34 protein-coding genes are annotated in these 21,638 nt (G+C 64.5%); 6 read left to right on the top strand and 28 right to left on the bottom strand.

What is annotated here, in order from left to right:
- Positions 1 to 26 precede the first annotated feature (26 nt).
- Positions 27 to 236: a hypothetical protein gene (locus AC3WLE_RS26925; RefSeq protein WP_035816994.1), complete on the bottom strand. Its 210-nt coding sequence runs from the start codon at positions 234 to 236 to the stop codon at positions 27 to 29.
- A 326-nt stretch (positions 237 to 562) separates the two neighbouring features.
- On the opposite strand from AC3WLE_RS26925, the gene AC3WLE_RS26920 reads away from it, so the two are divergent.
- From AC3WLE_RS26920 to AC3WLE_RS26905, 4 genes are all read left to right on the top strand, one after another.
- The gene (locus tag AC3WLE_RS26920) at positions 563 to 859 is read left to right on the top strand and encodes a DUF2471 family protein (RefSeq protein WP_492356586.1); all 297 of its coding nucleotides are present in this window, start codon (positions 563 to 565) and stop codon (positions 857 to 859) included.
- On the top strand, positions 849 to 1,112 hold the full coding sequence (locus AC3WLE_RS26915) for a hypothetical protein (RefSeq protein ID WP_492356587.1): 264 nt from the start codon (positions 849 to 851) through the stop codon (positions 1,110 to 1,112). The genes AC3WLE_RS26920 and AC3WLE_RS26915 overlap by 11 nt, the downstream gene beginning before the upstream one ends.
- A gap of 15 nt (positions 1,113 to 1,127) precedes the next feature.
- Positions 1,128 to 1,409: a hypothetical protein gene (locus AC3WLE_RS26910; RefSeq protein WP_492356588.1), complete on the top strand. Its 282-nt coding sequence runs from the start codon at positions 1,128 to 1,130 to the stop codon at positions 1,407 to 1,409.
- 121 nt (positions 1,410 to 1,530) lie between these two features.
- Positions 1,531 to 2,127: a hypothetical protein gene (locus AC3WLE_RS26905; RefSeq protein ID WP_492356589.1), complete on the top strand. Its 597-nt coding sequence runs from the start codon at positions 1,531 to 1,533 to the stop codon at positions 2,125 to 2,127.
- A gap of 8 nt (positions 2,128 to 2,135) precedes the next feature.
- Here AC3WLE_RS26905 and AC3WLE_RS26900 read toward each other — a convergent pair whose 3' ends face one another.
- The 5 genes from AC3WLE_RS26900 to AC3WLE_RS26880 form a co-directional block, all read right to left on the bottom strand.
- On the bottom strand, positions 2,136 to 2,654 hold the full coding sequence (locus tag AC3WLE_RS26900; RefSeq protein WP_492356590.1) for a DUF2514 family protein: 519 nt from the start codon (positions 2,652 to 2,654) through the stop codon (positions 2,136 to 2,138).
- Complete coding sequence (locus tag AC3WLE_RS26895) at positions 2,648 to 3,034, bottom strand: ubiquitination-like system serine protease family protein (RefSeq protein WP_492356591.1); 387 nt, start codon at positions 3,032 to 3,034, stop codon at positions 2,648 to 2,650. The genes AC3WLE_RS26900 and AC3WLE_RS26895 overlap by 7 nt, the downstream gene beginning before the upstream one ends.
- A gap of 172 nt (positions 3,035 to 3,206) precedes the next feature.
- Positions 3,207 to 3,626 carry a hypothetical protein gene (locus AC3WLE_RS26890; protein ID WP_492356592.1) on the bottom strand — a complete coding sequence of 140 codons (420 nt, stop codon included), beginning with the start codon at positions 3,624 to 3,626 and terminating at the stop codon, positions 3,207 to 3,209.
- The gene (locus AC3WLE_RS26885; protein ID WP_492356593.1) at positions 3,610 to 3,948 is read right to left on the bottom strand and encodes a hypothetical protein; all 339 of its coding nucleotides are present in this window, start codon (positions 3,946 to 3,948) and stop codon (positions 3,610 to 3,612) included. The genes AC3WLE_RS26890 and AC3WLE_RS26885 overlap by 17 nt, the downstream gene beginning before the upstream one ends.
- A gap of 16 nt (positions 3,949 to 3,964) precedes the next feature.
- On the bottom strand, positions 3,965 to 4,471 hold the full coding sequence (locus AC3WLE_RS26880; RefSeq protein ID WP_492356594.1) for a glycoside hydrolase family 24 protein: 507 nt from the start codon (positions 4,469 to 4,471) through the stop codon (positions 3,965 to 3,967).
- 56 nt (positions 4,472 to 4,527) lie between these two features.
- Here AC3WLE_RS26880 and AC3WLE_RS26875 point away from each other — a divergent pair, with 56 nt between their 5' ends.
- A complete protein-coding gene (locus AC3WLE_RS26875) occupies positions 4,528 to 5,688 on the top strand; it encodes a methyltransferase domain-containing protein (protein WP_492356595.1) in 1,161 nt (386 codons plus the stop codon).
- Between the two features lie 34 nt (positions 5,689 to 5,722).
- On the opposite strand, the gene AC3WLE_RS26870 is transcribed toward AC3WLE_RS26875, so the two are convergent.
- Genes AC3WLE_RS26870 through AC3WLE_RS26845 form a run of 6 tightly spaced genes read right to left on the bottom strand, consistent with a single transcriptional unit; the run spans position 5,723 to position 9,872 of the window.
- On the bottom strand, positions 5,723 to 5,920 hold the full coding sequence (locus AC3WLE_RS26870) for a hypothetical protein (RefSeq protein ID WP_492356596.1): 198 nt from the start codon (positions 5,918 to 5,920) through the stop codon (positions 5,723 to 5,725).
- 12 nt (positions 5,921 to 5,932) lie between these two features.
- Positions 5,933 to 6,937, bottom strand: coding sequence for a hypothetical protein (locus tag AC3WLE_RS26865; RefSeq protein WP_492356597.1), 1,005 nt, complete (start codon positions 6,935 to 6,937; stop codon positions 5,933 to 5,935).
- 9 nt (positions 6,938 to 6,946) lie between these two features.
- A complete protein-coding gene (locus AC3WLE_RS26860) occupies positions 6,947 to 7,609 on the bottom strand; it encodes a DUF2612 domain-containing protein (protein WP_492356598.1) in 663 nt (220 codons plus the stop codon).
- A 1-nt stretch (position 7,610) separates the two neighbouring features.
- Complete coding sequence (locus tag AC3WLE_RS26855; protein WP_492356599.1) at positions 7,611 to 8,792, bottom strand: baseplate J/gp47 family protein; 1,182 nt, start codon at positions 8,790 to 8,792, stop codon at positions 7,611 to 7,613.
- Positions 8,792 to 9,145: a contractile injection system sheath initiator gene (locus AC3WLE_RS26850; RefSeq protein WP_492356600.1), complete on the bottom strand. Its 354-nt coding sequence runs from the start codon at positions 9,143 to 9,145 to the stop codon at positions 8,792 to 8,794. Before AC3WLE_RS26850 ends, AC3WLE_RS26855 begins: the two co-directional genes overlap by 1 nt.
- A gap of 1 nt (position 9,146) precedes the next feature.
- Positions 9,147 to 9,872: a Gp138 family membrane-puncturing spike protein gene (locus AC3WLE_RS26845; protein ID WP_492356601.1), complete on the bottom strand. Its 726-nt coding sequence runs from the start codon at positions 9,870 to 9,872 to the stop codon at positions 9,147 to 9,149.
- A 10-nt stretch (positions 9,873 to 9,882) separates the two neighbouring features.
- On the opposite strand from AC3WLE_RS26845, the gene AC3WLE_RS26840 reads away from it, so the two are divergent.
- Positions 9,883 to 10,248 carry a hypothetical protein gene (locus AC3WLE_RS26840; protein WP_492356602.1) on the top strand — a complete coding sequence of 122 codons (366 nt, stop codon included), beginning with the start codon at positions 9,883 to 9,885 and terminating at the stop codon, positions 10,246 to 10,248.
- On the opposite strand, the gene AC3WLE_RS26835 is transcribed toward AC3WLE_RS26840, so the two are convergent.
- The 16 genes from AC3WLE_RS26835 to AC3WLE_RS26760 are packed head-to-tail and all read right to left on the bottom strand — an operon-like array spanning position 10,245 to position 21,638.
- Positions 10,245 to 11,213 (bottom strand): phage protein, encoded by a 969-nt coding sequence (locus AC3WLE_RS26835; RefSeq protein WP_492356603.1) that lies wholly within the window; start codon positions 11,211 to 11,213, stop codon positions 10,245 to 10,247. The genes AC3WLE_RS26840 and AC3WLE_RS26835 overlap by 4 nt on opposite strands.
- Positions 11,210 to 11,527 (bottom strand): phage baseplate plug family protein, encoded by a 318-nt coding sequence (locus tag AC3WLE_RS26830; RefSeq protein ID WP_492356604.1) that lies wholly within the window; start codon positions 11,525 to 11,527, stop codon positions 11,210 to 11,212. The genes AC3WLE_RS26835 and AC3WLE_RS26830 overlap by 4 nt, the downstream gene beginning before the upstream one ends.
- On the bottom strand, positions 11,527 to 12,111 hold the full coding sequence (locus tag AC3WLE_RS26825) for a phage baseplate protein (protein ID WP_492356605.1): 585 nt from the start codon (positions 12,109 to 12,111) through the stop codon (positions 11,527 to 11,529). Before AC3WLE_RS26825 ends, AC3WLE_RS26830 begins: the two co-directional genes overlap by 1 nt.
- Positions 12,108 to 13,853, bottom strand: a complete 1,746-nt coding sequence (locus AC3WLE_RS26820; RefSeq protein ID WP_492356606.1) for a phage tail tip lysozyme — start codon at positions 13,851 to 13,853, stop codon at positions 12,108 to 12,110. Before AC3WLE_RS26820 ends, AC3WLE_RS26825 begins: the two co-directional genes overlap by 4 nt.
- Positions 13,843 to 13,989: a DUF6889 family protein gene (locus tag AC3WLE_RS26815; RefSeq protein ID WP_492356607.1), complete on the bottom strand. Its 147-nt coding sequence runs from the start codon at positions 13,987 to 13,989 to the stop codon at positions 13,843 to 13,845. Before AC3WLE_RS26815 ends, AC3WLE_RS26820 begins: the two co-directional genes overlap by 11 nt.
- A 38-nt stretch (positions 13,990 to 14,027) precedes the next feature.
- Positions 14,028 to 14,477 carry a phage tail assembly chaperone gene (locus AC3WLE_RS26810; RefSeq protein ID WP_492356608.1) on the bottom strand — a complete coding sequence of 150 codons (450 nt, stop codon included), beginning with the start codon at positions 14,475 to 14,477 and terminating at the stop codon, positions 14,028 to 14,030.
- 2 nt (positions 14,478 to 14,479) lie between these two features.
- On the bottom strand, positions 14,480 to 14,923 hold the full coding sequence (locus AC3WLE_RS26805; RefSeq protein ID WP_492356609.1) for a tail tube family protein: 444 nt from the start codon (positions 14,921 to 14,923) through the stop codon (positions 14,480 to 14,482).
- Positions 14,924 to 14,934: 11 nt separating this feature from the next.
- Positions 14,935 to 16,410, bottom strand: a complete 1,476-nt coding sequence (locus AC3WLE_RS26800) for a DUF3383 domain-containing protein (protein ID WP_492356610.1) — start codon at positions 16,408 to 16,410, stop codon at positions 14,935 to 14,937.
- A 9-nt stretch (positions 16,411 to 16,419) separates the two neighbouring features.
- Positions 16,420 to 17,010 (bottom strand): phage neck terminator protein, encoded by a 591-nt coding sequence (locus AC3WLE_RS26795; RefSeq protein WP_492356611.1) that lies wholly within the window; start codon positions 17,008 to 17,010, stop codon positions 16,420 to 16,422.
- A 3-nt stretch (positions 17,011 to 17,013) separates the two neighbouring features.
- Complete coding sequence (locus AC3WLE_RS26790) at positions 17,014 to 17,385, bottom strand: hypothetical protein (protein ID WP_492356612.1); 372 nt, start codon at positions 17,383 to 17,385, stop codon at positions 17,014 to 17,016.
- Between the two features lie 3 nt (positions 17,386 to 17,388).
- Positions 17,389 to 17,925 carry a hypothetical protein gene (locus AC3WLE_RS26785; RefSeq protein ID WP_492356613.1) on the bottom strand — a complete coding sequence of 179 codons (537 nt, stop codon included), beginning with the start codon at positions 17,923 to 17,925 and terminating at the stop codon, positions 17,389 to 17,391.
- A 25-nt stretch (positions 17,926 to 17,950) separates the two neighbouring features.
- Positions 17,951 to 18,334 (bottom strand): DUF4054 domain-containing protein, encoded by a 384-nt coding sequence (locus tag AC3WLE_RS26780; protein ID WP_492356614.1) that lies wholly within the window; start codon positions 18,332 to 18,334, stop codon positions 17,951 to 17,953.
- A 39-nt stretch (positions 18,335 to 18,373) separates the two neighbouring features.
- The gene (locus tag AC3WLE_RS26775) at positions 18,374 to 18,778 is read right to left on the bottom strand and encodes an STY1053 family phage-associated protein (protein WP_492356615.1); all 405 of its coding nucleotides are present in this window, start codon (positions 18,776 to 18,778) and stop codon (positions 18,374 to 18,376) included.
- Positions 18,779 to 18,790: 12 nt separating this feature from the next.
- Positions 18,791 to 19,828 carry a DUF2184 domain-containing protein gene (locus AC3WLE_RS26770; protein ID WP_492356616.1) on the bottom strand — a complete coding sequence of 346 codons (1,038 nt, stop codon included), beginning with the start codon at positions 19,826 to 19,828 and terminating at the stop codon, positions 18,791 to 18,793.
- A 13-nt stretch (positions 19,829 to 19,841) separates the two neighbouring features.
- Complete coding sequence (locus tag AC3WLE_RS26765; RefSeq protein ID WP_492356617.1) at positions 19,842 to 20,336, bottom strand: structural cement protein Gp24; 495 nt, start codon at positions 20,334 to 20,336, stop codon at positions 19,842 to 19,844.
- Positions 20,337 to 20,348: 12 nt separating this feature from the next.
- Entirely contained in the window at positions 20,349 to 21,638 is a 1,290-nt protein-coding gene (locus AC3WLE_RS26760; protein WP_492356618.1) for a DUF2213 domain-containing protein, read from the bottom strand.

The following is a 21,638-nucleotide window of genomic DNA, read 5'->3' as shown; positions in this document are numbered from 1 at the left end:
TCTCCACTAGTGGCGTTCAGGAAGTGTCAGTCGTTGGCGTCGCCTGAAGTGGCCTGGTCAATCTCCCGTTTCGCGGACGCATAGGCGTTATCAATCGCGACCGATTCCGTGGGAGCAAGCGCCCCGGTGTTGTGCCGGTGTCCGTGACCGCGGATGCCATACGACCAGTCCCACTGGCCGCTCGCGTCCTTTTTGGCCTGGATCGAGATCTCTCGGCCTTTGTATTTCAGTTCCATGGCGAGCGCTCCGGAGTTTGGAGGATCGTAGCATGAAGCACCTGTCAATCCAGACCCTCGACGGCGAGGCTGGCGTCATCCTCTTGGACTGAAATTCCTGGGAATGTCTGGATTGAGCTGGGGAGGAGGCACTGCTGAGAACCACAGCAGAAGGTACTGTGGACTGGTCCCGCCGACAGGATTCATAAATCTGCCGGAAACCATTTATTGGCACGGGATTATGAGATTGTGAAATATCTGGTGCCCCTTACGGTGCCCCGAAAATAGTTTGCTGCCCGCGTTGGCGGTTCGATATACTGTATATCCATACAGTATATCGAACCGCTATGGACATGGACATCATCCGCGCCGCCGAAGCAGCCATCCGGGAAGCAGCACCCGCCATCGTAACGCGCCACCGCGGCGCCGGGCATCTGTCCTGGCGTCTACTGCACCAGATCGAGGACGAGGTTGTCGCCGCCGTCGCAGCAACCCGAAAGGTCGAACCTAGCCTCCTGCGCATGCTGCGCGCTTCGCCCCTGATGGGCTATCCGAAGACCGACGAGGTCGCCGACTTCAGCAAGGACGGCGCGGTAGCCGTGACCTTCAGCATCATCGTAGAGGCCTGGCAGCATGTCCACTGAACCGGCAGCAACGAGCGTGTTCCTCGAGGCGCGGTTCTTTGCCGACGACCAGGTCGAAGAGCGGCTGGCCTGCGAAGGTGTCAGCGAGGCCCGAGACGGGATCGTCGTCCACGGCCTTGATGTGCGCCACGTGCGCGCGCTGCGCTGGACGCCCGACTACCTTTCGTTCGAAGCCGCTGGCCAGGTACGCAGGCACCAAGTCGGCCGGTGGGTCGAACTCGGGCCGATCACCGTGAAGTTCGCGCGGCGGTAGCGCTACGAGAGAGCCATGCCCAGATTGTCAGCATCGCCGCGCCCTGCTGGGCCGCCTGACGGCTACGCCCCGTCCCCGATAGATCCGAACTGGGATCGCTGCTACATCCTGGATAACGACGGCAAGCCTGAGCGCGTGTATGACCACGGAGTGCACGCGCGATGGGCGAGCTTCGAGGGGAAGGGTTATCAGATCCGAGACCGTCTGCCCGAGCATAACGCCGAGGTCTGGACCTATTTCATGGGCTGGGCCAGCATGCACAATGACGAGCCGCCAAAGTTTCGGACGATGCTTTGAATCGGCGGCATGAAAAAGGAATTCATATCGCTGACTTGGGAAGAAGCCGAGGACAAGCACCGACGCGTGATAGATAAGGTGCGGCGGATGCTTCCCAACCTCAGACAATGAGAATCTCCACATGACCGACCAGAATTTCACGCCGCTGGAACAATCCATGATGCTTCTCAGCGCATCAAAGAACCATCTCGAAGCAGCCCTCCGTGTTATCAAACGGGGCATTGAATCAGAAGATGTCAAATGGACCGTCGGCAACTACATCGTCATATTGGTGTCGTCCTTTCTGCACGAATGGGGAAAACTGGAGGGCCTCGGCAAGAACGACGACAGCGTGGCAAGAACGATCAAACTGGCCAAACCAGCCCTACAGCGAATTCGAAGGTACCATGGGCTGCATCGGCTTCGATCAGCACTCTTAGCGCATTCTGCTCGTCATGAGGATGGCGTACGCAACGTTGATGCCTTCATCGGAGGCAATAAGGCGCCCTTGGCCTACGCTGAGACAATGGTGCTTGCCGAATGCGCTGTATATGCTATCGCTGCTGCCCACACGCACCATAGCGTTACGCATGCTCATGCCCTTGCCAAGCTTCGCGAAATCAGGGTTGAAGCCGCTCAGCAAGCCGACACCATGGAAGACTTCTACGCCGAGATGAACGAAATCAAGAACGCGATGATCGGCATCGACCCGGAATTCGAGAGAAACTTTCACGCGTAGTTCGAGCGCTACCGCTCAATCAACGCATCGTAGCTCCGCTCGCAGATCTGCCCAGCGATGCGGGCCCGGTCGGCATATTCAGCCAGCTCCCCCGCTCTCTTGTCAGTCCGGCTGAGCACGTCGGTAAGCACATCGAGGGGGTCTCCGGCTGCCGAGCTTCTGCCGGAAGTGGCGGTATTCCCGGCACCGCGGGCGGCAGTGGCAAGCTGGGCAGCTCGCACGCGCAGCTGCTCAGCCACAGCGCCAGCGGCGCGAGCATCAGCCATGGCCTGGTCACGTTCTTTCGCTGCAGCATTCGCAATTCCCCTCTGTTCTGCGGTTCGACGTTGTTCTTCGGCTCGAGCGGCTTCCGACGCCGAGGCCAATGCGACTGCCTGCCCTTCCCGCTGCTTGGCCTGCGCGGCTTTCATTTGCTGGATCTGCTCGCCCAGGCGCCAGCCGTTGACGGCCCAGCCCGCGACGAATATGCCAACAGCCAGCACACCAGCGCCCACGGCGCGCCACGGGATACTCGCCGGCGTCAGCATCCCCAGCCCTCTGGGAACTCCACCATCGGCACCGTCTGGCCGGCCAGCGCATGCGTGCAATCGCTCAGGAATTGGATCTGCCCGTCGGTCACGAACGTGTGGCAGACCTCGCACCTGAAGTCGCTCGGTTCTTCACCATTCGCCTTCAGCTCGGCATTGAAGTCGCACCAGCATCCACCACCGTCGTACCCTTGGACGTGGTGACCGGTGCGCACAAGCACGCTCGGCGTTAGGGTCGGTGACTCGGCGTTCCCGTTCCACCCCCATCGCGGCCCAGGACCGGCGCCATGCTGGATCGTGTGGGAATACCCGCAGCCCGGGCACCAGAAGCACAGGCATCCGGGTGCCGGCTCGCCCAAGATCTTCGAGAGGTAAGTCATGGCGTCCCTCCTGCGCATTTGGCGTACAGATCCGCCGTGGTTCGGATGTGAGCCAGCATTTCGGGCCGGCCCGCGCCCGGCTTCAGCGTCGGCAACGTCGGACAGTCGCGCGTCGGCCCGGGCGCCGCGGGCGCTGCGCAGCCGGCCAGCAGCATGCAGATCAGGATTGCTCTCACTTTCGTGCCTCCCTCACCTTGCGGTTCGCCGCCTCGATGTCGCGATTCACCTGGTTGCGCTCCGCCTCGCTAAGCGGACGGGCCGGCGCGGGTGCGGCGCGCGTGGCGCGCTTTGCCGACTTGGCGGCTTCTGCGGATGCTTCTGCGGCCTCCGCCGCGGCGCCAGCGGCCTGCGATACCTTCGGCGTCAGCGCTTCCAGCGTCTGGCTGTAGGCGCCCTGCAGCCGGCCAATCTCGGCCTGGTGGTCGTCTCGCTGTTGCGCCATCAGCTCGCGGAACTGCCACTGGCACAGTGCATAACCCGCACCGGCCCCGCCGCCAACCATCAACGCCATTAGCGTCACCGCCTCGAACATGTGTGCCAGCCGGCGGAATGTCGCCCGGTGCTGGGCAATCCAGTCACGAAGCTTTGCCATCGAATCGCTCCCGCATCATCTGAATCTGCATCTCCAGCGCGGAGATCTTGGCCTCGAGCGTCCCGATGGCCCGGTAGGCCTCGTTCCGCTCCTTGTACGCGAGGTCGGCCCGCTGCTCGGCCAGATCGGCGCGAGCGTTGGCCTTGTCGACCTGCTCGGACAGCCGCGCAATGATGTCAATCTCGGCCTGCGTCTGAGCCCCCTCGACCTTGTCCTTCCGCCAGGCCTGCCGAATGAACCAGACCGCCCCGCTCACAGCGGCGAGAATGAAGCCCAGCGCGCCGCCAGTGCCCCCCGGCACATTCAATACGTTCAGGTCCATCGTTTCCCCGGTGGGCTTACGCCTCAATGTCGGTACCGCCGTGCAGCAGGTACTGGGCGCGCAGCACCTCATACGCGTGCTCACGCTGGCCGTAGCCAGCTCCAGGCAGGCTGGCCCACTCCTTCCGACACTTCGTGATCGCGCCGGCCAGCCGGCCAGCCTGGATGTCGGCGAGCGCCCCGCGGCGGGTGATCAGGTACACGGCCACCTTGTCCTGCGCGGCCGGGCTGAAGTCCGTGACGCCGCACGCGCAGCTGGCCCAGTCCCAGGTGTCCGTCTTGATTCGCCCCGGGATCGCGGCCATGACCTGGTAGCGGCCGGCGGCGTCGCTCCATCCCCACCGCGTCATGACGGGGATGCGGGGGTGCTGGGCGTAGCCGTGGAATAGCGCGCGGCCGACGTTGACGTTGTAGCCGTCGTCGCTGCCAGGGACTGTCGACGTGCCCTCGCTGTAGGCCAGCATGTCCAGGAAGGCGGCCATGTTCTGCCCTCCCGGCAGGGTTGCAGGATTGGTGAAAGGCATGCTGGCTCCGGAAATGAAAGGCCCGAATGGAATGTGACTCGGATGCTGCTTCATATATGATTGCAACCACCAGACAACCAAAAGACTTCGCCAAGGGAACCGGCATGCCTTACATCGAAGACGATCCAGCATATAAAGCCTCGCGAGAGGTGCGCCGACGGAAGGTGCTAAGCGGCCTAAAACTCACAGGCTCCCTCGGCGTCGAGATCGGCGCCCTATGCCGGCCTTTTGTTTGCCGGAATGACGGCGCCGTTCTTTATGTCGACCATGCCGACACTGCTACCCTCAAGCAGAAATACAAGAACGACCCCCAGGTCGATATATCAAAAATCGTAGACGTCGACGGTGTTTGGGGGGAGAACACACTGCAGGACGCAGTGCAAGGAAAATATGTCGACTACGTTATTGCCTCCCATGTCATCGAGCATGTCCCGGACCTTATTACGTGGCTCAAAGAACTTGCGTCGATCCTGAAATCTACCGGCGAAGTGCGTTTAATCGTTCCAGACAAGCGCCTTACCTTCGACTACTTCCGACAGGAGAGTCGCCTGTCCGACGTGATGCTCAGCTATATCACCCAAGCGCGCGCACCTCAGCCGCATTCGCTCTTGGATTTCGCCTTAGGCGCCGCAAAGGTCGACGGATCCGCAGCCTGGCGAGGGCCGCTCTCACCCGAAGCGGTTGATCGACATTACTCCTGGCAAGAAGCTATCGGACTGGCTCGCGACGTGATGCAAAACGGCACGTACCATGATGTTCATTGCTGGGTATTCACGCCGCAGTCCTTTGCGAGGCTCATGGGCGAGATCACAGCGACTGGCATGGTGGATTTTGCGTGCGAAGGATTTCAGGACACCGCCGATGCTTATGGAGAATTCTTCGTTTCAATGCGGCGCTCCTCGGACCCCGAGTACGTCCGCGCGACGTGGGCGGCGATGGAGTGCAGGGCTAACACAGTAAGACCCGGCTCGACCCGCTGGAAGGTTCTGCGTGCGTTCTGTCTACCGAAGGACGGGAAGACGCTACACCCGCGGACCCGCCCGTCTGGCGAACCCAGCGATCTTGATCCAACCGAACCGCTAAGCGTTCCCCAAGGCTTTAATGAGAAGCAGTACCTCTCCGATAACCCAGATGTCCGCGCGGCCGGAATCGATCCCACTACCCACTTCCGATTCCATGGGTGGCGAGAAGGCCGGCCGATACATATCTCTAGGTGATTAGTCCAGCCACCCTGCATGCGCGCCCTGCGAATCACGTACCGACATCGTGTGGCGCCGGCAAGCACTTACGATTCGCCTCTGGCTGCGCATCATAAAATGCTCGCCACCGCGAATCACCCAAGTCAACTTCACCTAAAAACTCATAGGCACTCAGTTCCTGCGGGGAACCAAAATACCCCGCAATGCTCGCATGCGTGTCGTCCGTAAATTGCACGTTGATCGTTGACATTGCGACTCATCCTTAGAACGTGTACCCAGAGATAATGAAAGAGATCGTTACAGCTCCAGAGGCAACCGTACCGATCCAGTAGATGGTTTGCTGATTCATCAGAGACAATTCGCTGAATGCGCACATCAAGTAGTTGAACGATGCAGAAAAAGCCGAGTTCAGCACTTGTTGACCACCGATGTTTGCTGTGGTCAAGACGATCAACTGGACAGCACCAGTTCCGCCACTCAGAGAGCCGTTACCCCACACAGACTTTGTATTCGGCGGAACAATGGAACTCAGCGACAGCGCAGTGGGAGAGCCTTGTTGTGTGGTTGTGTTTAGTGCCGTCGCAGGATTGATTGAGACTCGACGATCAACCTGCACAAGAGGAACAATCAAACCAGAAGCGTTCGTCGGCACCACGCTCACCAGCGCCGAAGCGGTGATGCCGGCGGGCGCGTTTGCACCCCCATAAACGCTGCCGAGAACTGTTGACGTGGCATTTCTCGCGAAGAGCGTGCGCGCGCCTGTGGTCGGGTTGTGGCCAGCGTAAAGTCCCACGTAGCCAGACGCCGGCGCGCTGCCAGTGTCCATCCCGCCAGCGCCAGTCGTAGCCAAGTTGATGGTCTGGCTGAAGTTCGCGAGGCGATACGTTTTACCGCCGAGAGCATCTTCAACAATGATCTCGTCAGCCGTGAAGGTCGCGCTTGCCGATGCTGACGCCACGGACATCTTGGCATTGCGCATCGAGCCGACGACGCCGACCGATTGCGCACTCACGGCCGCCTTCACGTTAGCCAGCAGCGTGGCCGTGGTGCCATCGTCCAGAACATCCTGGCCGGTTATATCCGCGACGAACTGCCCCACGACAGCAGCCATGATGCTGGACTGACGCCAGACCTTGTTCAGCTGCGCAGACTGCGCGACGCCAGCCGAGAAGCCTGCCGTGCGCGCCGCCAGGCCGGAATAGGTCACTTGCGTGATGACATTGGCGCCGGCGCCGCCACCGAACACCAGAAAATCGTTCGTTGCCATTGAAGATCCTTACAGAGGTGTGCCCCAGGCCCCGACATCCAGGCCCGAGATAAACTGGTTTTCCACGTCGAACCCGAACAGGGGTGCGCCGTCGACCGAAGTCACGATCACGAAGTTGATGCGCACGCCCTCTGGCTTGAGCGGGATGTACCCACCCTCCAGCAGCGCGAGGAATACGGCGGAAAGCACCTGACCGGCCACGCCGATGTTCATCGACATGTCCTGGTTGTCCTGGATGAAGACGAAGGTGCCGCCGCTGAAAATGCTGTTCAGGATGGCTGCCGACGACTCCAGCGTGCCGTCCCAGTGGTTCGCACCGATCTTCGCGCGCAGCACCAGCCGGTAGGTGTCATCGTCCAGGCTGGTCAGGCCGGTGTCCGGGTCGAACGGCCCTTTCCAGTTGCCCTGGTCGAAGCCCACGCCCGGGGTATCGAATGAGAAGTAGACGCCGGTGAGCTGCGTGGCGACGCGCCGCGAGATCCCCACCCAACGCCCGACGTCGTCCAGCTGCACACCGACGGCCTGATCCAGGTCGAACTTGTCCGGCATGCCACCGAGCAGGTTCATCAAGTCGACCATCGGCTGCGCCAGCGCCGTAACCACAGCCATGAACTTGGGCCGCAGGTTGTGCTCGGACGTGATCAGCCCGGTGTAATTGCTCAGGTCTGCCATGTCAGGTCACATTCAACGTGATGCTGGTCGGCGTGCAGGACGCCGCCTGATTGAAGGCGAGCGCCACATCAGGTGAGCCGGAACCGCCCGGGCCGCTCAGAGCCAGTCCGGTCAGCTTGAAGGTCACGCCGCCGCCCACGCTGTTCGCCGCGGTGATTGCATCCGCCCATTCCACGCTGCCCGACAGCCCGCCGCCGATGGCCACGCCATTGACGTAGTCGGCGATCGCCTGCTTGATTGCGTCGCCGGCTTGGGTGTTGTAGCCGGCCAGTGCCTTCACGTTGACCGTCGCAGTGATGGCAGCATCCGAAGGCCGGTAGAACCGAATAGTGATTGGCCGGCCATAGACGTCCAGCACCACCACCGACGTGGTGCCGTAGGTGCCAGATCCAGGCGTCTTCTTGGCCGCGATGGCCGCGGCAATAGCCGTTGCGTCGCCGCCTTCCACCACCAGCGAGATCGAGTGCTTGGGAATGCCGTTGGCGTCCGTCGCATCCGTGTCGTTCTCGTAGGGGGCCCACCTCGTCACGCCTGGCAGGCTGGCGACGGCCCCGACGATGCCGTCCAGCACCGTCAGGGACGGAAGCGCGGTGGAAATAGTCTGGCGCTGGCGCAGCGCGGCGTCGGATTCCACCGGCGCGCCCTCAGCGGCGGCGGCCAAGTTCGTCACCGTCTGCCAGCCCAGCGTCGGGGTACCGATCTGTGTAATGCTGCCGGCGGCGGCAGACACCGCGCCGATGATCTGGCAGGTGGCAGTCACGGTAATCTCGCCGGCCGGCGGGATCGTCACCGAAGCCGGCAGCGCCCACTTCACGCCGTTGTTGTCTTTGGCAATGCCGTTGGCGATCGTCGTACCGGCCTGACCAACGAGCAGCAAGTCCACCGTCGAATAGGAAGACGCATGCCGCGCGATGCCGTTGATCTTGACGTTGCTCGACAGCGCCGCGCCCTGGGCCGTGGCAGGGCTGAACGAGTTGTAGATGGCGATAGCCACTGCGTTGGCGTCGTTGATCGACGAGGCGAACACCGCCAGCAGTTGGCCATCCTGGCTGTCCGCTTCCAGGTATAGGTCGGGCCCGTAGATCGATCGGTACTTCGCCTTGAGGTACTCCAGCACCTCGGCATAGGTCGGCGCCGTGATGCCGTTGGCATCGATGGTCGGTGCGGTCGTGGTGATGGCCATTAGAGCGTCGCCTGCACGGTGGTGGTGCCGTAGATGGTGTTGATCGTTGCGTTCACGCTCAGCGCGCGCTGCTTGCTGTTGACCGTGCTGCTGTAGGAGGCCAGCGATAGCACACCCTGCGTGCCCAGAATGCGCTGCCGGATCGCGGCGTCATAGGTACCGCTGGTGTACTTGCCCAGCACCTCGGTCGCCCACGGCGTGCCCTCAGTCTTGTCGAGGAACCACTCGCCGCGCAGCAGACGCAGCCGGGTGAGCACGGCCTGGCCGACCGCCTCTGGGCTGTCTTTGTAGAAGTCGGCCTGCTGCGCGCCGAAGACGTAGTCGCCGTCGGCGTCGAGTTTTCGGTACCGCATGTCATCCGCCCTTTACGGTGCTGGTCAGGTGGCCGGTTCCCATCTGCTGATTCGGCGGCTGGGTCACGCTGCCCGTTTCGTTGTGCGTGTGCCCGTTGAACAGGGCCTGGAACGCCGACGTCACGAATGCCAGCAGAGACTGCCCGGTCGCACCGAGGCTGATGCTGGGCGCGGTCACCCGGGCGGACGCCGTCGAGGTCACATTCACCGGCGCCGTCGTCTGGATGTTGATCGCGTGGGTGGCCGCATTGACCTCGACGAAGGCCTGCCCATCGTCCGTCCGCAGCTGCGCCGCGGTGGTGCTGACGCCGTCCAGCGCGCGCGGCTTCGACCGGAAGCCCAGCAGCACGAACCCGTCCGACAGGTCATGCATGCGCAGCTCAGCTTGTTCCTGGACGCCGCTGGACTGCCACCAGCCGTCGATGCAGCGGCTGGCGAAGACCACCAGGCACTCGTCGCCTGGAGCAACCGGGAAGGTCAAACTACAATTTCCGCCAGATGGGAACTGCACTGGGCAGTCCACCAGCAGCGGCAGCACCACGCTATCGACGTTGCCGTCGAGCTGGCGCACCGGGATCTTGATCGCCGGTTGCACTTCGCAGGTCATGGCGCCGGCGTCAAACGACTGAATGACACCCGGCAGCGCCGTCCAGATGCCCGCGCGCAGCCCGTCGAACGCCTCCCGAAGCGCTACCTCGGGATCGTCAACCCGCTCTCGTCTATCCATGGTGTTCGCTATGAAGAAGCTGGTACTGATCGCGGCGTTGGCAGCCACCACCGCTGCAGCCGCCGAGGAGGCCTATGTCTACCCGTTCGGCGGGATGAAGGTTGGTGAGACGGTGAACAACCCGTTCCCGACCGTGCTCTACCTGAAGAAGAAATGCGAGCTGCCGCTGGTCAACGCAAAGGACATGCGAGCCTTTGCGTCCTACCGCGGCGTCTGGGACATCGGCTGCTGGGGCCAGACCATCGACGGCCAGGCCCTGATCGTGGTGCCGAACATGCCGACCAAGACCATCAGCCTGAGCGCGCTGCCGCGCGCCGACGTGCGGAAGGATGGCACCACCATGACCATCAAGGCGCTGCCCACCTACGGCCGTTAGCCGAACCGCTTGATGACGTTGTCCGGCGGCACAGCCGCCTTGTCGCGGAAGTTGTCCGGCAGCACGGTCACGTCCGCCGCCAGGCAGATGACATCGGTGTAGAAGTCGTTCCCCCGCGTGTCGCCGAAGTGCTCGGCGATCATCACGTAGTAGAAGCCGTCGTCCTGCAGCTTCGCTTGCTGCTCGATCCGCTCGTTTTGGGCCTGCTGCCCGACATTCAGGCTGTATTCGTACTGCTGCACGCTGGCGTTGTCGATCTGGATCAGCCGCCCGATCTTGACGCTGGGGTTCAGCAGCATCTTGATCGTGATGCCGTTCTGGGTCTGCTCGGGCAGCCCGACCATGCCCGTCTCGGCCGTGATGACCGGGATCTCGCCGGGCATGTAGGACGTCTCCGGCACCATGATCGCCTTCCCGTCCTGGATGCTCCAAACCGTCTGGCACGTTCGTGCCGTCCAGCGCATGAACTCACGCGCCATGCCAAACATCACCTTGCCGCGCGGCAGGGGGTTGCTGGGCAGCTCCGGCAGGTAGCCCTGCGTCACCCCGTACGGGTTCATGGCAGTGCAGGCGGCCGCCACGTGGTCAGCCGGCGTCGAACCGGCCGCCAGCGTGGTGCTCACCACCGCGAAGTTGTAGGCGGAATCGCCGTCCGCCGCAGTGATGTCCAGGTAGGTATCCGTCTGGCTCTCACGCCCGCGCCGCACCTGCTTGACGGTGCCGTCGAAGATGATCCCGAAGTTGCCCGGGTAGCCGGCCTGCAGCACCAGGCGCGTGAACTCCTTCTGCGCGCGGCGCGCGGTGTCCGCCGACACGTTGTAGACTCGAACCCGCGCCGAGTTGGGGGTCTGCAGGTCGCCGCGGCGGACGTCGAAGCGGAACCGCAGCTCGGACAGATCCAGGGCGTCGCCACTGTCCTGCCCGATGATCAGCGAGACCTTGCGGCCAAATTGCGGCGTGCTCATGCGTCCGTCACCCAGAAGAGATGCGAGCCGATGCCCAGATCCTCGTATGTCGGCACGTCGTCAGGATCGTCCGCACCCTGTACCCAGAGCCGGCCAGCGAAGCCGAGGTGCTTGTACTGCGCCAACAGGTCGGTGCCGGTGACCAGCGGGATGCCCGTCACCATCGGGGCATTGTTCACGTCCGCGATGTCCAGCACCCACCCGGCGCCGCCCGCCTTGCGGTATTGGACCGTCAGCCGGTAGTCCACGGCGCCCAGCGTGATCGTGAAGCGCTGCGGCAGCGGCGACAGCGGGATCTCGAAGAAGTTGGGCATCACATGCTCGTCGGTTGTACTGAACCGCCTGGCGCTGGCGTGGCTGGCGTGGCCGGCGTCGCAGCCTTGACACCGGTGTTCTGGGTCTCGGCAGTGGCAGCCGGGTCGGCTTGGTTCTCGCGCGGCGGCAGTGTCGTGACCTGGGTGTCAACGATACGCAGCTGCTTCAGCGTGGCCGTCACCGACAGCGCGGTGCCGGTCTTCTGGTCCTTCAGCACCGCCAGGCCCTTGAAGAGCATGCTGTCGTACATTCGCAGCGATGTCACCACGTCGAACGGCTCACGCAGCTCCTGCAGGGCCAGTAGCTGGGAATACACCGTGCTGATGTAGTCGGCGGACGGCAGCCCGCCCCCGGTGAAGATCGCCTGGATCGTGCCAGCCAGTGCCTTGAGGTCAGAATTACTCCACCCGCACTTGATGACGACCTCCGGCTGCCGCTTGAAGGCGTGGTCGTTGATCTCCGCGCCCTTCTCCACCGGATGCTCGGTGATCTGCAGCTCGTCCTGGTGGGTCTCTTCGATCATCACCGGGATGGTGATCTCGCCGAGGCGCTTTGGCACCAGGGTGATCATGTCCAGAATCACGACACCGCTCCTTGGAGGTTGCGCACCAGGTCGCCATTCAGGCGCCCTTGCTCGCTTGCTGCAGCCCGCCCGGCGGCAACAGGATCTGACACCCCATGGATATGGATGTTGGTCTCCTGCTTCAGGTCGACGGCAGAAGAGCCGCGACGTGCTGCTTCCATGTCGGCCCGGGCCGGCCGCTCGTAGTGCCGCGACACGATCTCCCCCGCCTGCTGGGCGTTCTGCGCCGCGCGCAGCAGCTGGCCAGCGCGCCGCTCGGCACCCTGGGTCAGTTCATAGTTCACGAACTGCAGCTGCTCCATCAGCGACGAGTCGCGGATGTCCTTGCCGGCCCACGCAGCAAAGTTCGCCTGCCGATCCTGGTGCCACTGGGCGACGCCGTAGGCCTGGCCGCTGTCGCCCACGGCGCGCGGGTTCATTTCGCTTTCGTGCCGCAGGTTGGCCACGATGCCGACCGCCTGGTCGTGCGTCCAGCCCATGCGTTGGAAGAAGCTGACTGCGTCGATGGCCGCGCCGCGGCCGCTGCCGGCCTGCTGCCCACCGGGCCGGCCGGTGGGCAGGCTACCGCCTGGATCCTGGCCGGCCACCGCGCGCCGGCGTTCCAGCTCGGCGTCCTCGCCTTCGTTCAGATTGCCGCTGTGCAGCAGCAGCGCCGCGGCACCGCCGGCCTTGGCCAGCCACGGCAGGAACCTGGACAACCAGCCCGCCGCCACGCCGGCGCCAGCAGCACCTGCTGCCCCGCCAGCGCCGGCGGCACCACCGGCAGCCGCGGCGGCCGCATTGGCGGCGCCCAGCGCACGCACCGCGGCGACCATCTTCCAGATGCCGCCGATGATCTGGAACCCGCCCAGTACCTTGAACACACCGACCAGCAGCAGGAGCTGCGTCGACCAGCCGTCGGTGGCCTTGTCCAGTTCGATGAACTTGTCCACAACCCACTGGAGAGGCGGCCCCATGGCCGCCGCGGCAGCGAGGATAGCGCTGGCGATGCTCGCCACCCGGTCAGCGATAGCCGGCGAATTCTCTTCGAACCACCGATTGAACCGCTCCAGCTGCGGGCCGATCTTGCGCAGCAGCGCGCCTTCGAGCCGGATGGCGAAATTCTCGAACGTCGTGCCCAGATCGCGCAGGGCGATCATGAACTCGTGCGCGTCCTCAGTCGCCTTGTCCAGCCCGGTGGTCCGGGACATGGACCGGTACTGCTGCAGGAACTTGGCGAAGTCGCCATTTCGCATGGCCAGCAGCAGGTTCTCGTCGATGCCGAGGACGTTGCCATACTGGCTCGCCAGCCAGGTCGGCTTCTGCGCCAGCTCCTTGCCGAGGTCGGCCAAGATGTCGACGGTGTCGCGCAGCTCGCCGTTGGCGTTGCGGGTCTGCACGCCGATGGTGGCAAGGTAGCCCTCGCCCGCCGGGTTGTTGCGCAGGAAGCGGGCCAGGCTCTCGACCGTGCCGAACGCCGCCTCCGACGAGACGCCCAGGTTGCGCGCGGCGTATTCCAGCGCCTTCAGGCTCGTCGCCGCGGCGCCGGTGCGCTGGGAGACGAAATACAGGCGTTCCAGCTTCGAGGCAAAGACAGAGACGCCGGCCCCGATCGACAGCGCGGCGCCCTGGATGGTGCTGACCAGCCGCACCACACCCTTCGTGGCCTGGTCCACACCGGTCGTGAAGTTCTTCAGGCCCTTCTCGTCGACCTTGAAACCCAGCGCGACCAGAAACTCGCGAATGACGGTGCTATCGGACATTCTTCTCTTCCAGCATGCGGCGGGCGGCCGCCAAGTTGTCGCCGCGGACCGTGATCGCGTCGTTCATCAGGGCGACGTCTTCAAGCCCCAGCGTGCCGTCGAGCAGCGATTCGTACTTGCACCAGCCCTCGGCCACCGGCGCCAGCAGCCAGTCCTCGCCGCCGGGAAGATGCCTTAGCCAGCCGGGGCTGGTGCGGCCGCCGGGCTGCTCGCTTGGCTGGTAAGCAGCCCGTTGATAAAAGGGCCTAGATTAGCCCTGATCACCTGCACCACCAGCGGCAGCGTCACGGACAGGTCAATGTCCTCGAACATTGTCTGCGTGCCGTTCCAGACGCGGGCCCAGCCCGTCTCCTGCTGGCGTTGCACCACCGACAGGCAGGTGCCGAACACGTACTCGGCGTCCTCGTCGCGCAGGGCGGCCAGGCCATCGGCCAGCGGCTGCAGCGCCGCGGCCAGGCCTTCCAGATCGTCCTTCAGCGGCTTGCCGCTGGCGCGCACGCGCAGGAAGACCGGGATCAGCGTGGGCACGATCGGCGCGATGCGACGCGACACATGGAACTGCTGCATCGCGTTCAGGCGGCCCAGCGAGTAGCGGTTGCCCGCCAGATCGATTTCGTGTGCCATGGTCAGTAGGTCCCCAGCATTTCTTCGATACGGCCAGCGTCGAACACCCATTCGACCGTGCCACCCTCGGTGGCGTAGGTCAGGTCCGGCACCTTCTTGAAGGCGCACTGGATGCCCGTGGCGATGTCACCGGCCACCGATTGGCCAACGGTGATGATGTTCTTGCCCCACAGCCGACTGTCGATCTTCTGGGCGTTGTAGAGCGCCATCAGCCGCGAGTTGATCGGCGCGGTCTTCAGGTAGCGCAAGGTGATCTGACCCGAACCATCGGCGCGCAAGCTGTGCATCACATTGCCATCCGAGCCGACGGTCATGGTGTTCTTGTCGTTGGCCGCAGCAATGGTGATGCCTTCTTCGGCCGTGGCCTCGCCGTAGCCCAGCGAGAATGCGCCGCCAGGCCCGACGATGGAGGCCTGCACATCGATGAACGAATACGTTCCGGACATGGTTTCCCCTATCAGCGGTTGACGTTGACCAGGATGTCAACGGAATGGATGGCGCCGGCTTCTTTCGCGGCCACCTGGAAGGACACCGACTTGCGAGCCTCGCGGTCCGCCTGCGACTGCAGCGCGATGGGCGGCGCGTAGACGTAGTAGCCCTTGGCCAGCGTGTCGCCCTGCTTCAGCGCGCCGAAGCCGCCCGAATTCCAGACGCCCGGCGCCAGGTAGCCGTTGTTCACCGCGGCGTCGCATGCCGCTTCGATGGCGGTGGCGATCAGCGCGTTGCCGGCATCGGTCTGCGGGATCTTCGTCGGGCTTTGGTACAGCAGGTTGTACACGTCGGTCTGGACGCGGTTCTGGAACCAAATCGAGTTGTAGACCGAGTCGATGAAGATGCCGCTGGGGGTCACGCCGTACTGGATGATCGCCGTCTCGTTGTTGTACGCCACGAACACGTTGCAGCGCTTGTTCTGCAGGGTGTCCGCCTGGCTGCTGGTCAGGGTCTCGGCAACGATGCCGGGCTCCTGCTTGTACATCAGCGTGATCGTGGTGTTGTTCGCGTTGAAGTCCACGGTCAGCAGCCGGCCAAACATCGACGCCGCGGCATACGGGCTGCTGCTCGAGTACTGCACGAACGAATACTTCAGGCCCATCGCCCTCAGCGTCGACGCCAGGTCTGCGGTGCTGGTCGAATCCAGCGTCTGCGGCTCTTGCGAGGTCGCGCCGTAGATGTGGCGCTGGTCCGCCTCGATCAGGCTGGCCACCGCCGTGTGCTGCGCGTTCGTCAGGCCCGTGTCGGCGAACATCAGGCCGAGGAACTTGTTCGCGAAGCGGTCAAGGAACAGCGCCACCGCGGCGTCCGGGGTCTCGGCAACGATGCCGTCGACCGGCGCCGATGCCAGGCCGCTGGTCAGGCCCAGCATCGCGGAGATGTCGGTACCAACGGCCGGCGCGGTGGCATAGCCCACGGTCGAGGCGACACCGGTTGTGTCCGACGTCACCACGAACTGCGAGCCGTTCCAGGCAATCGATGCGCCGGCCAAGGCCGCGTCAATCTCGCTGGCCACGCCGTTCAGGTTGGTCTCGCCCGAGAAGTCCAGGCCGGTCAGCGACTTCTCGACGCCGTCGACGCTGATCTTGAAGCCGCCCGAGGTCACCGCCGTCCACACGGCCATTTCCTTCTGGGCGGCCGACAGCGCGGCGCCGCGCAGCGAGCCGGCGGTGGCGGTCTTTGCCCAGCGGCCCAGGTAGAGTTGCGAGGGCTGCGGGGTCTGCTGGAAGTACAGCAACGCCGCCTTGTACTCGGGCGCGGTGGTGCCGTAGTCGGCTGCAACAGCGTCGATGGTCCCGTACGAGCGCATCCGCTCGCTGGTATCGATCACCGCAGAAGCGCCCAGGATCAGCGCCGTGTTGAGATTCGCCCCCTGCGCCGCCAGAGGCGACATGTTGATGGTGACGTCGATCAGCCGCGAAACCGGCAATCCGTTGGACATGGTCATCCTCTACTGGTCGATATTGGTGGTGCTCGCCATCGGCGGTACCGAGTCGGTTTCCGTGCTCGCCTGAGCGGACAGAAGGTTGAGGACCGGATAGGTCCGGGTGATCTTGCGGCGCAGCCGCACAGTCAGGTCGTAACGCCGCACCCACTGCTGGTTGACGAAATCCGGCGCCGCGCGGATCTCGCCGGCGGACACGAAGGCCATGTCGTTCAGGCGCAGCTGCTCGCGGTTCTGCGGGATTGCCAGCCCGTCAGCCAGGCGCTGGGCGTAGGCCTTTGCGGCCGGCCCGTAGAAGGTGCACAGCAGCCTGATGTCCTGGTGCCGCTGGTAGTCGTCGCGCCCCTCGCCGGCCGAGTCGTGCTGGATCGCCGGGCCGGCGTCGTTCTCCTGCTCGGTCACACCCAGGGCGCACCAGTTCACCGAGGGCTCTGGCTGTTTCGGCACGGTCGGCTGCCAGCGCGGCCGCACTAGGTTCCCGGGCAGGCCCGACACGCCGGCCACCAGCGCCTGCAGCAGGTCGTCGAGCGCGTCGTCTTCTGGCGGTACCGGTGCCGTCGGCGCCAGATACCCGCCGGTTGCACTGGTATTGGCCATGGATTACCCCGAGAGCGGTTTCAGGTCACAGGTGGCGCAGACGAAGCCGCGCCCGAAGTGGCTGTAGTCGTTGACGTTGACCACGGTGTAGGTCCGCCCCTGCCAGACGATCTCGTCGGCGTCCTGGCCGGCGCTGCCATCCGAGAGCCGGAATGGGGTGTGGACGGTAATGGAGCCGATGATCCGGCTGCCGTCGGCGTTGCGGTGCAAGACGTCGCCCTTGTCGCTGGTTACCACCGCAGCGAAGCCGGTGCTGGTGACCGCGTTGGTCGCCCGGCCGTGGCTGTCCACCGCCTGCGTCATCCGGTTGCACACCAGGCCGGTGTCCATGAAATCCGGGTCCAGCAGGACGTCGGTGACATCGAGTAGCGCCATGGCCTACTTCCTTTTGCGGATCACGTAGGTGATCGCGTTGCGCAGCTGGCCGGTCTCGATCAGCGGCTTGGCCAGGTCGGTGCCAGGCTTCTCGCCGGCAGCGCGCCGCGCCAGCTCTTCCTTGGCACCCTTGCGGCCACGCCGCGCGCGCTCGCGCAGGGTCGCCTCACTCAGCGCCGGGGTGATGCCGCTGTTGATGCGCTTTCGGACAGACGCCTGTGCGACCAGGCCGGCAGCGCTGAGCCGGCGCTGCACCGCTTCCATATCGCCATCCAGCGCCGCTTCCACGCCCTTCTGCAGCTGCGGCAGCGTCTTGGACTGCGCAGCAGCGACGCCTGGCACGAGGAACGGCCGGGCCGGCAGGTTGTTGGCTGGGGATCCAGTTTCCTGGATGTATCCGATCTCAGCGTTGCTGAGCGGCTCGCCGTCGTCCTTGCGGCCGGCGGTGCTGTCCGGCACGCCGATGAGAACTTGCTTAGCGACGAGACCATTGATCGACTGCAGGACTTCCTTCAGTCGGTCTACCTTCATGACGCCCATGGGGTTCTCCCGATGGGCGGCTGCGCTACAGCTGGATGCCGCCGGCGCCCATCATCTTGGCGAGGGTCAGGTACCGCACGCCGTAGGTGGTCAAGTTCCAGAATCCGCCGTCGTCGATGGTCGCCGCGCCGGTGTCGTAACTGGCGCTGACCTTGTCGACGGCCTTGGAAGCAAGCGGGCCGGTCATCTGGCCCGGGATGCCGCCGACGCTGGCGGCCTGCTCGTCGCGCGCGACCAGCACCAGGTGGTGGGCGGTGCAAAGCTCGATGCCCTGGTCCGTCAGCACTCCCCAGCGGCACTCGTTGACGAGCGATGACGACACCGTCAGCCAGAACTCGACTGAGGCGTCGGGGTACTTCGTCTCGTCGGTAAACTCGGGAAAGTCCTGTCGGAACTGGTCGGGTGTCATAGGCGGATGGTTGATGCCCCTCGCGAGGCATCATACCCCTCATTTCGGCGACTTCGCCGCCTTGGGCGCATCAGCGGCTGCCTTCTCGGCGGCCTGCTCGCGGTCTGCCACCGCCGCCTCGCGCTTGGCCAGGTCGGCGTCGCGCTGGTCGGCGGCCTGCTCGCGGTCGGCGAGGGTGCCGGCGCGCACGTCCAGAGCGTCCTGCAGCTCCTTCAGCTCCTTGGCCTTGCCTTCCAAGAACTCGGCGGCAGAGTCCAGTGCCGCGCGCTGCTCCGCCAGTTCGGCATCGGCTTCTGGGCTGGCCGCCGGTTCCTCGCCGGTATGCGCCTTCACGAACCAGTGGGCGGCGATCGCGGCAGGCACCTCGTGGTTGCCCACCGCGAACTCGTGCTTCTCGCCCTCGTGCTGCAGGGTAAAGGCCTTCTTGATGTAGATCCTCGGCATGTCGCTCTCCCGTCAGATGCCGTCGCGGTAGCCGATCAGCTCCGGATACACGACTTCGACCACGCCCAGGCGGCCAAAGTAGGTGGTGAGCTGGCGGATGTCGCGGTACTCCAGCGGCGTGCGCTGCAGCGGCACCAACGGGAAGCGGACTTTGTCCTGTTCCTTGGTGTACGCCATCATGCGGTCAGCGCTCGCGGTGCCGCGCTGAAACAGCCACTTCAGGGGCTGGATGTTCAGCGGGCGGCCGTTGATCGAGTTCGAGATGGTGTTCTGCTTCACGTACTCGAGCACGCTGATATTGCCGGCGTCGCTGACCTTGCGGCTCACCAGAATCCCGAACTTGGCCGGCGGCAGCCGCAGCTCGGACGGGCAGTACGCGTAGGCGGATGCGGTCCAGACGCTCGTCAGCAGCTCATTGATGTCCGCGACGATCTGGTCAGCCGTTGCGGTGTTCCAGTTCCCCGTGAGGGCGTTCGACAGGTTGGTCACGGCGGCATTGTTCACCAGGCCGGTGACGCCCAGCACGGTATCGCCGATGTACACCTGTTCGTCGACGTCCATGTTGTGCTTCAGCTGCATGCCGGCGAACTTCTGCTGGTCCACCGGGCGGCCCAGCTTCTGGGCGCTTTCCAGCTCGGGGATGGTCCAGCCGATCTGCATGCCCCACAGGGTCAGCAGGTTCGCCGTCTTGCCGATGTCCAGCGCGATGCCGGCGATGGCCGAGGCGTCCTTGCCGATCCACGACTTGCCGTTGGGCGACGCGCCGCCGGCGGCCGCGAAGCTAGAGTTGGTGAACGACGAGGTCTCATCTGCGATCGACACGTCCTCGCGCAGGTCGATGTCGCGCGACCAGGTCACCGAGGCCAGCGGGCCGTGCAGGGTCTGGTCCAGGCGTTCCAGCTCGCCGATCAGGAAAGCGCCGGTGCTGTCGATCGTACGGCTGTCGAACGTCAGCATGTTGTCGCGCGTGCGGGCGCGGATGATCGCCGGGGCGTTGACCATGGCGATCGCGGCCGCCGCTGCCATGCGCGGAACGATGATTTTGCTCATTCTGGGTGACCCCTTAGATGTTGTAGGCGATTTCGACGTTGCCGTTGGCGTCGCCGGCGTTCATGAACGTGGCGCCGGTCACCACAATGGTGTTGGCGCCGTCGGCCGCTGCTTCGATCCCGCCGATCGGCTTGCCGGCGGCGGGCGTGGCCACGCGGACATACACCGCACCGCCGATGGCAGGCGTGCCGGCATTGTTCTTGACGGTCATGTAGCCGCGGCGCAGGACGTCCGCGACGCCGGTGGTGGGCGGCGTGGCCGTGCCCAGCGGTTCCGAGCCGGCGCCGCCGGTGGTCGGGTAAGGACGGACCAGCAGGCCATAGACCGCCGCCGCGGTGTCGCCGCCGGCGATCGGCACAAACTTGCCGGCTGCGATCTTGCCGAAGAGGCCATAGCCCGGGAACGGCAGCGCCGAGTTCAGGATTTGTGCCTCGACGGTCGCCTGCGACTGGCGCGAGATGTCGCCCGGGATGCCCGAGGCCATGCGATACAGGATTGCGTTGCCCATGTTCGGGACTCCTTAGTTGGCGGACCGGTCGGCCCAGTACTTGCGGTTGGCGGCGTTGATGTCGGCCACGGTGCGGGCCTTGCCGAAGTCGCGCGTGGGCGCGGCGCTGCGGCTGTTGCCGGCATTGTTCTGCGCCTTCACCAGCTCGCTGGCGCCCATGAAGGCCGCATGCACCAGAGCGGCGGGCAGCTTTTCGAAGTCAGCCGTCAGGCCGCCCAGGAACGGGCCGATGGCCTTCTTGCCAGCGTCGGTCTGGTAGGCCAGGTCCAGGGCCTTGCGCTGGCACTTGCACAGCGAGGCGGCGAGGTCCTTGGTCGCCATCTTGGCGTCCAGGGTCGGCAGCTTGATGCCGGGCGCCAGGATCTCCGCGCGCGACGGGATGCTGGATGCGGCGTCGCCGGTGTACAGGTCGACCTCAGCCTGGTTCAGCGTGCCGGCGGTCTCGGGGTCGGTGAGGTCACCATCGTCCCCGGTTTTCTTCTTTTCCGGGTCGTCTTCGTCCTCGTCGTCGGTCTTTTCCTTCTCCGAGTCCTTGGCCTTGCGCTTGCCCAGCTCAGCAATGGCGGCGTCCTGGGCGCCCATGCGCTTCAGGATCTTCTTGAGCAGGACAGACTGCGCGTCACCGGTCTTTGCCGGCGGATCATCGTCCTCGTCTTCATCATCCGGCGCTTCATCGCCGGTCTTCTTCTCTTCTTCGATGTCGGACTCGGCGTCCTTCATCAGGGCGCGCAGTTTGTCGAGGAAAGTGGGCTTCTTCTTTGCCATTTGAGGTTCCTTATCGCCAATCGCGCAGCGCGGTCCGCACCGGCCGCGCTCAACGAGAGCTACGTGGTTGACAACGATGTTCCGCTGCACCCCGCGGCCGGGTGATACCTGTTCGTAGTCGGCCTCATAGCCGAGGCTGACTTCTTCGATGCTGTCCTTCTGGATGGCGTCGATTGCGACCTGGTCTGTCACCAGCAGATCGGCGATCAGCAGGTCATCGGCAATGCCAGTGCCGCGGCGGAGATTCAGCATCGACCCCTTACCGAGCGCCGAGAAGTTTGCGGGCGTGACGAAGTCCTCTGGGTGGTCGAGGGTCACGGGCTTGCCAACGCAGCTGGCCAGGGTCGCATCGCGGAACACCTCTTCCGGTGTCCGGCTGATGCGGATCAGGCCGTCAGGGCCCGGCTCGACCGGCACCTCGCCCGGGCCATACAGCATCTCGCCGGTGCGCGCGACGGGCACTTCCTCGCACAGCAGGAAGCCTTCGGGCGTCAACGAGCGCTTCGGCCCCAACTTCTGGACGGTGTAGAAGCGCAT

The sequence above is a fragment of the Cupriavidus sp. FW306-1B-F12B genome (genome assembly GCF_058781795.1).
This window is presented reverse-complemented; position numbering and strand designations above follow the sequence as displayed.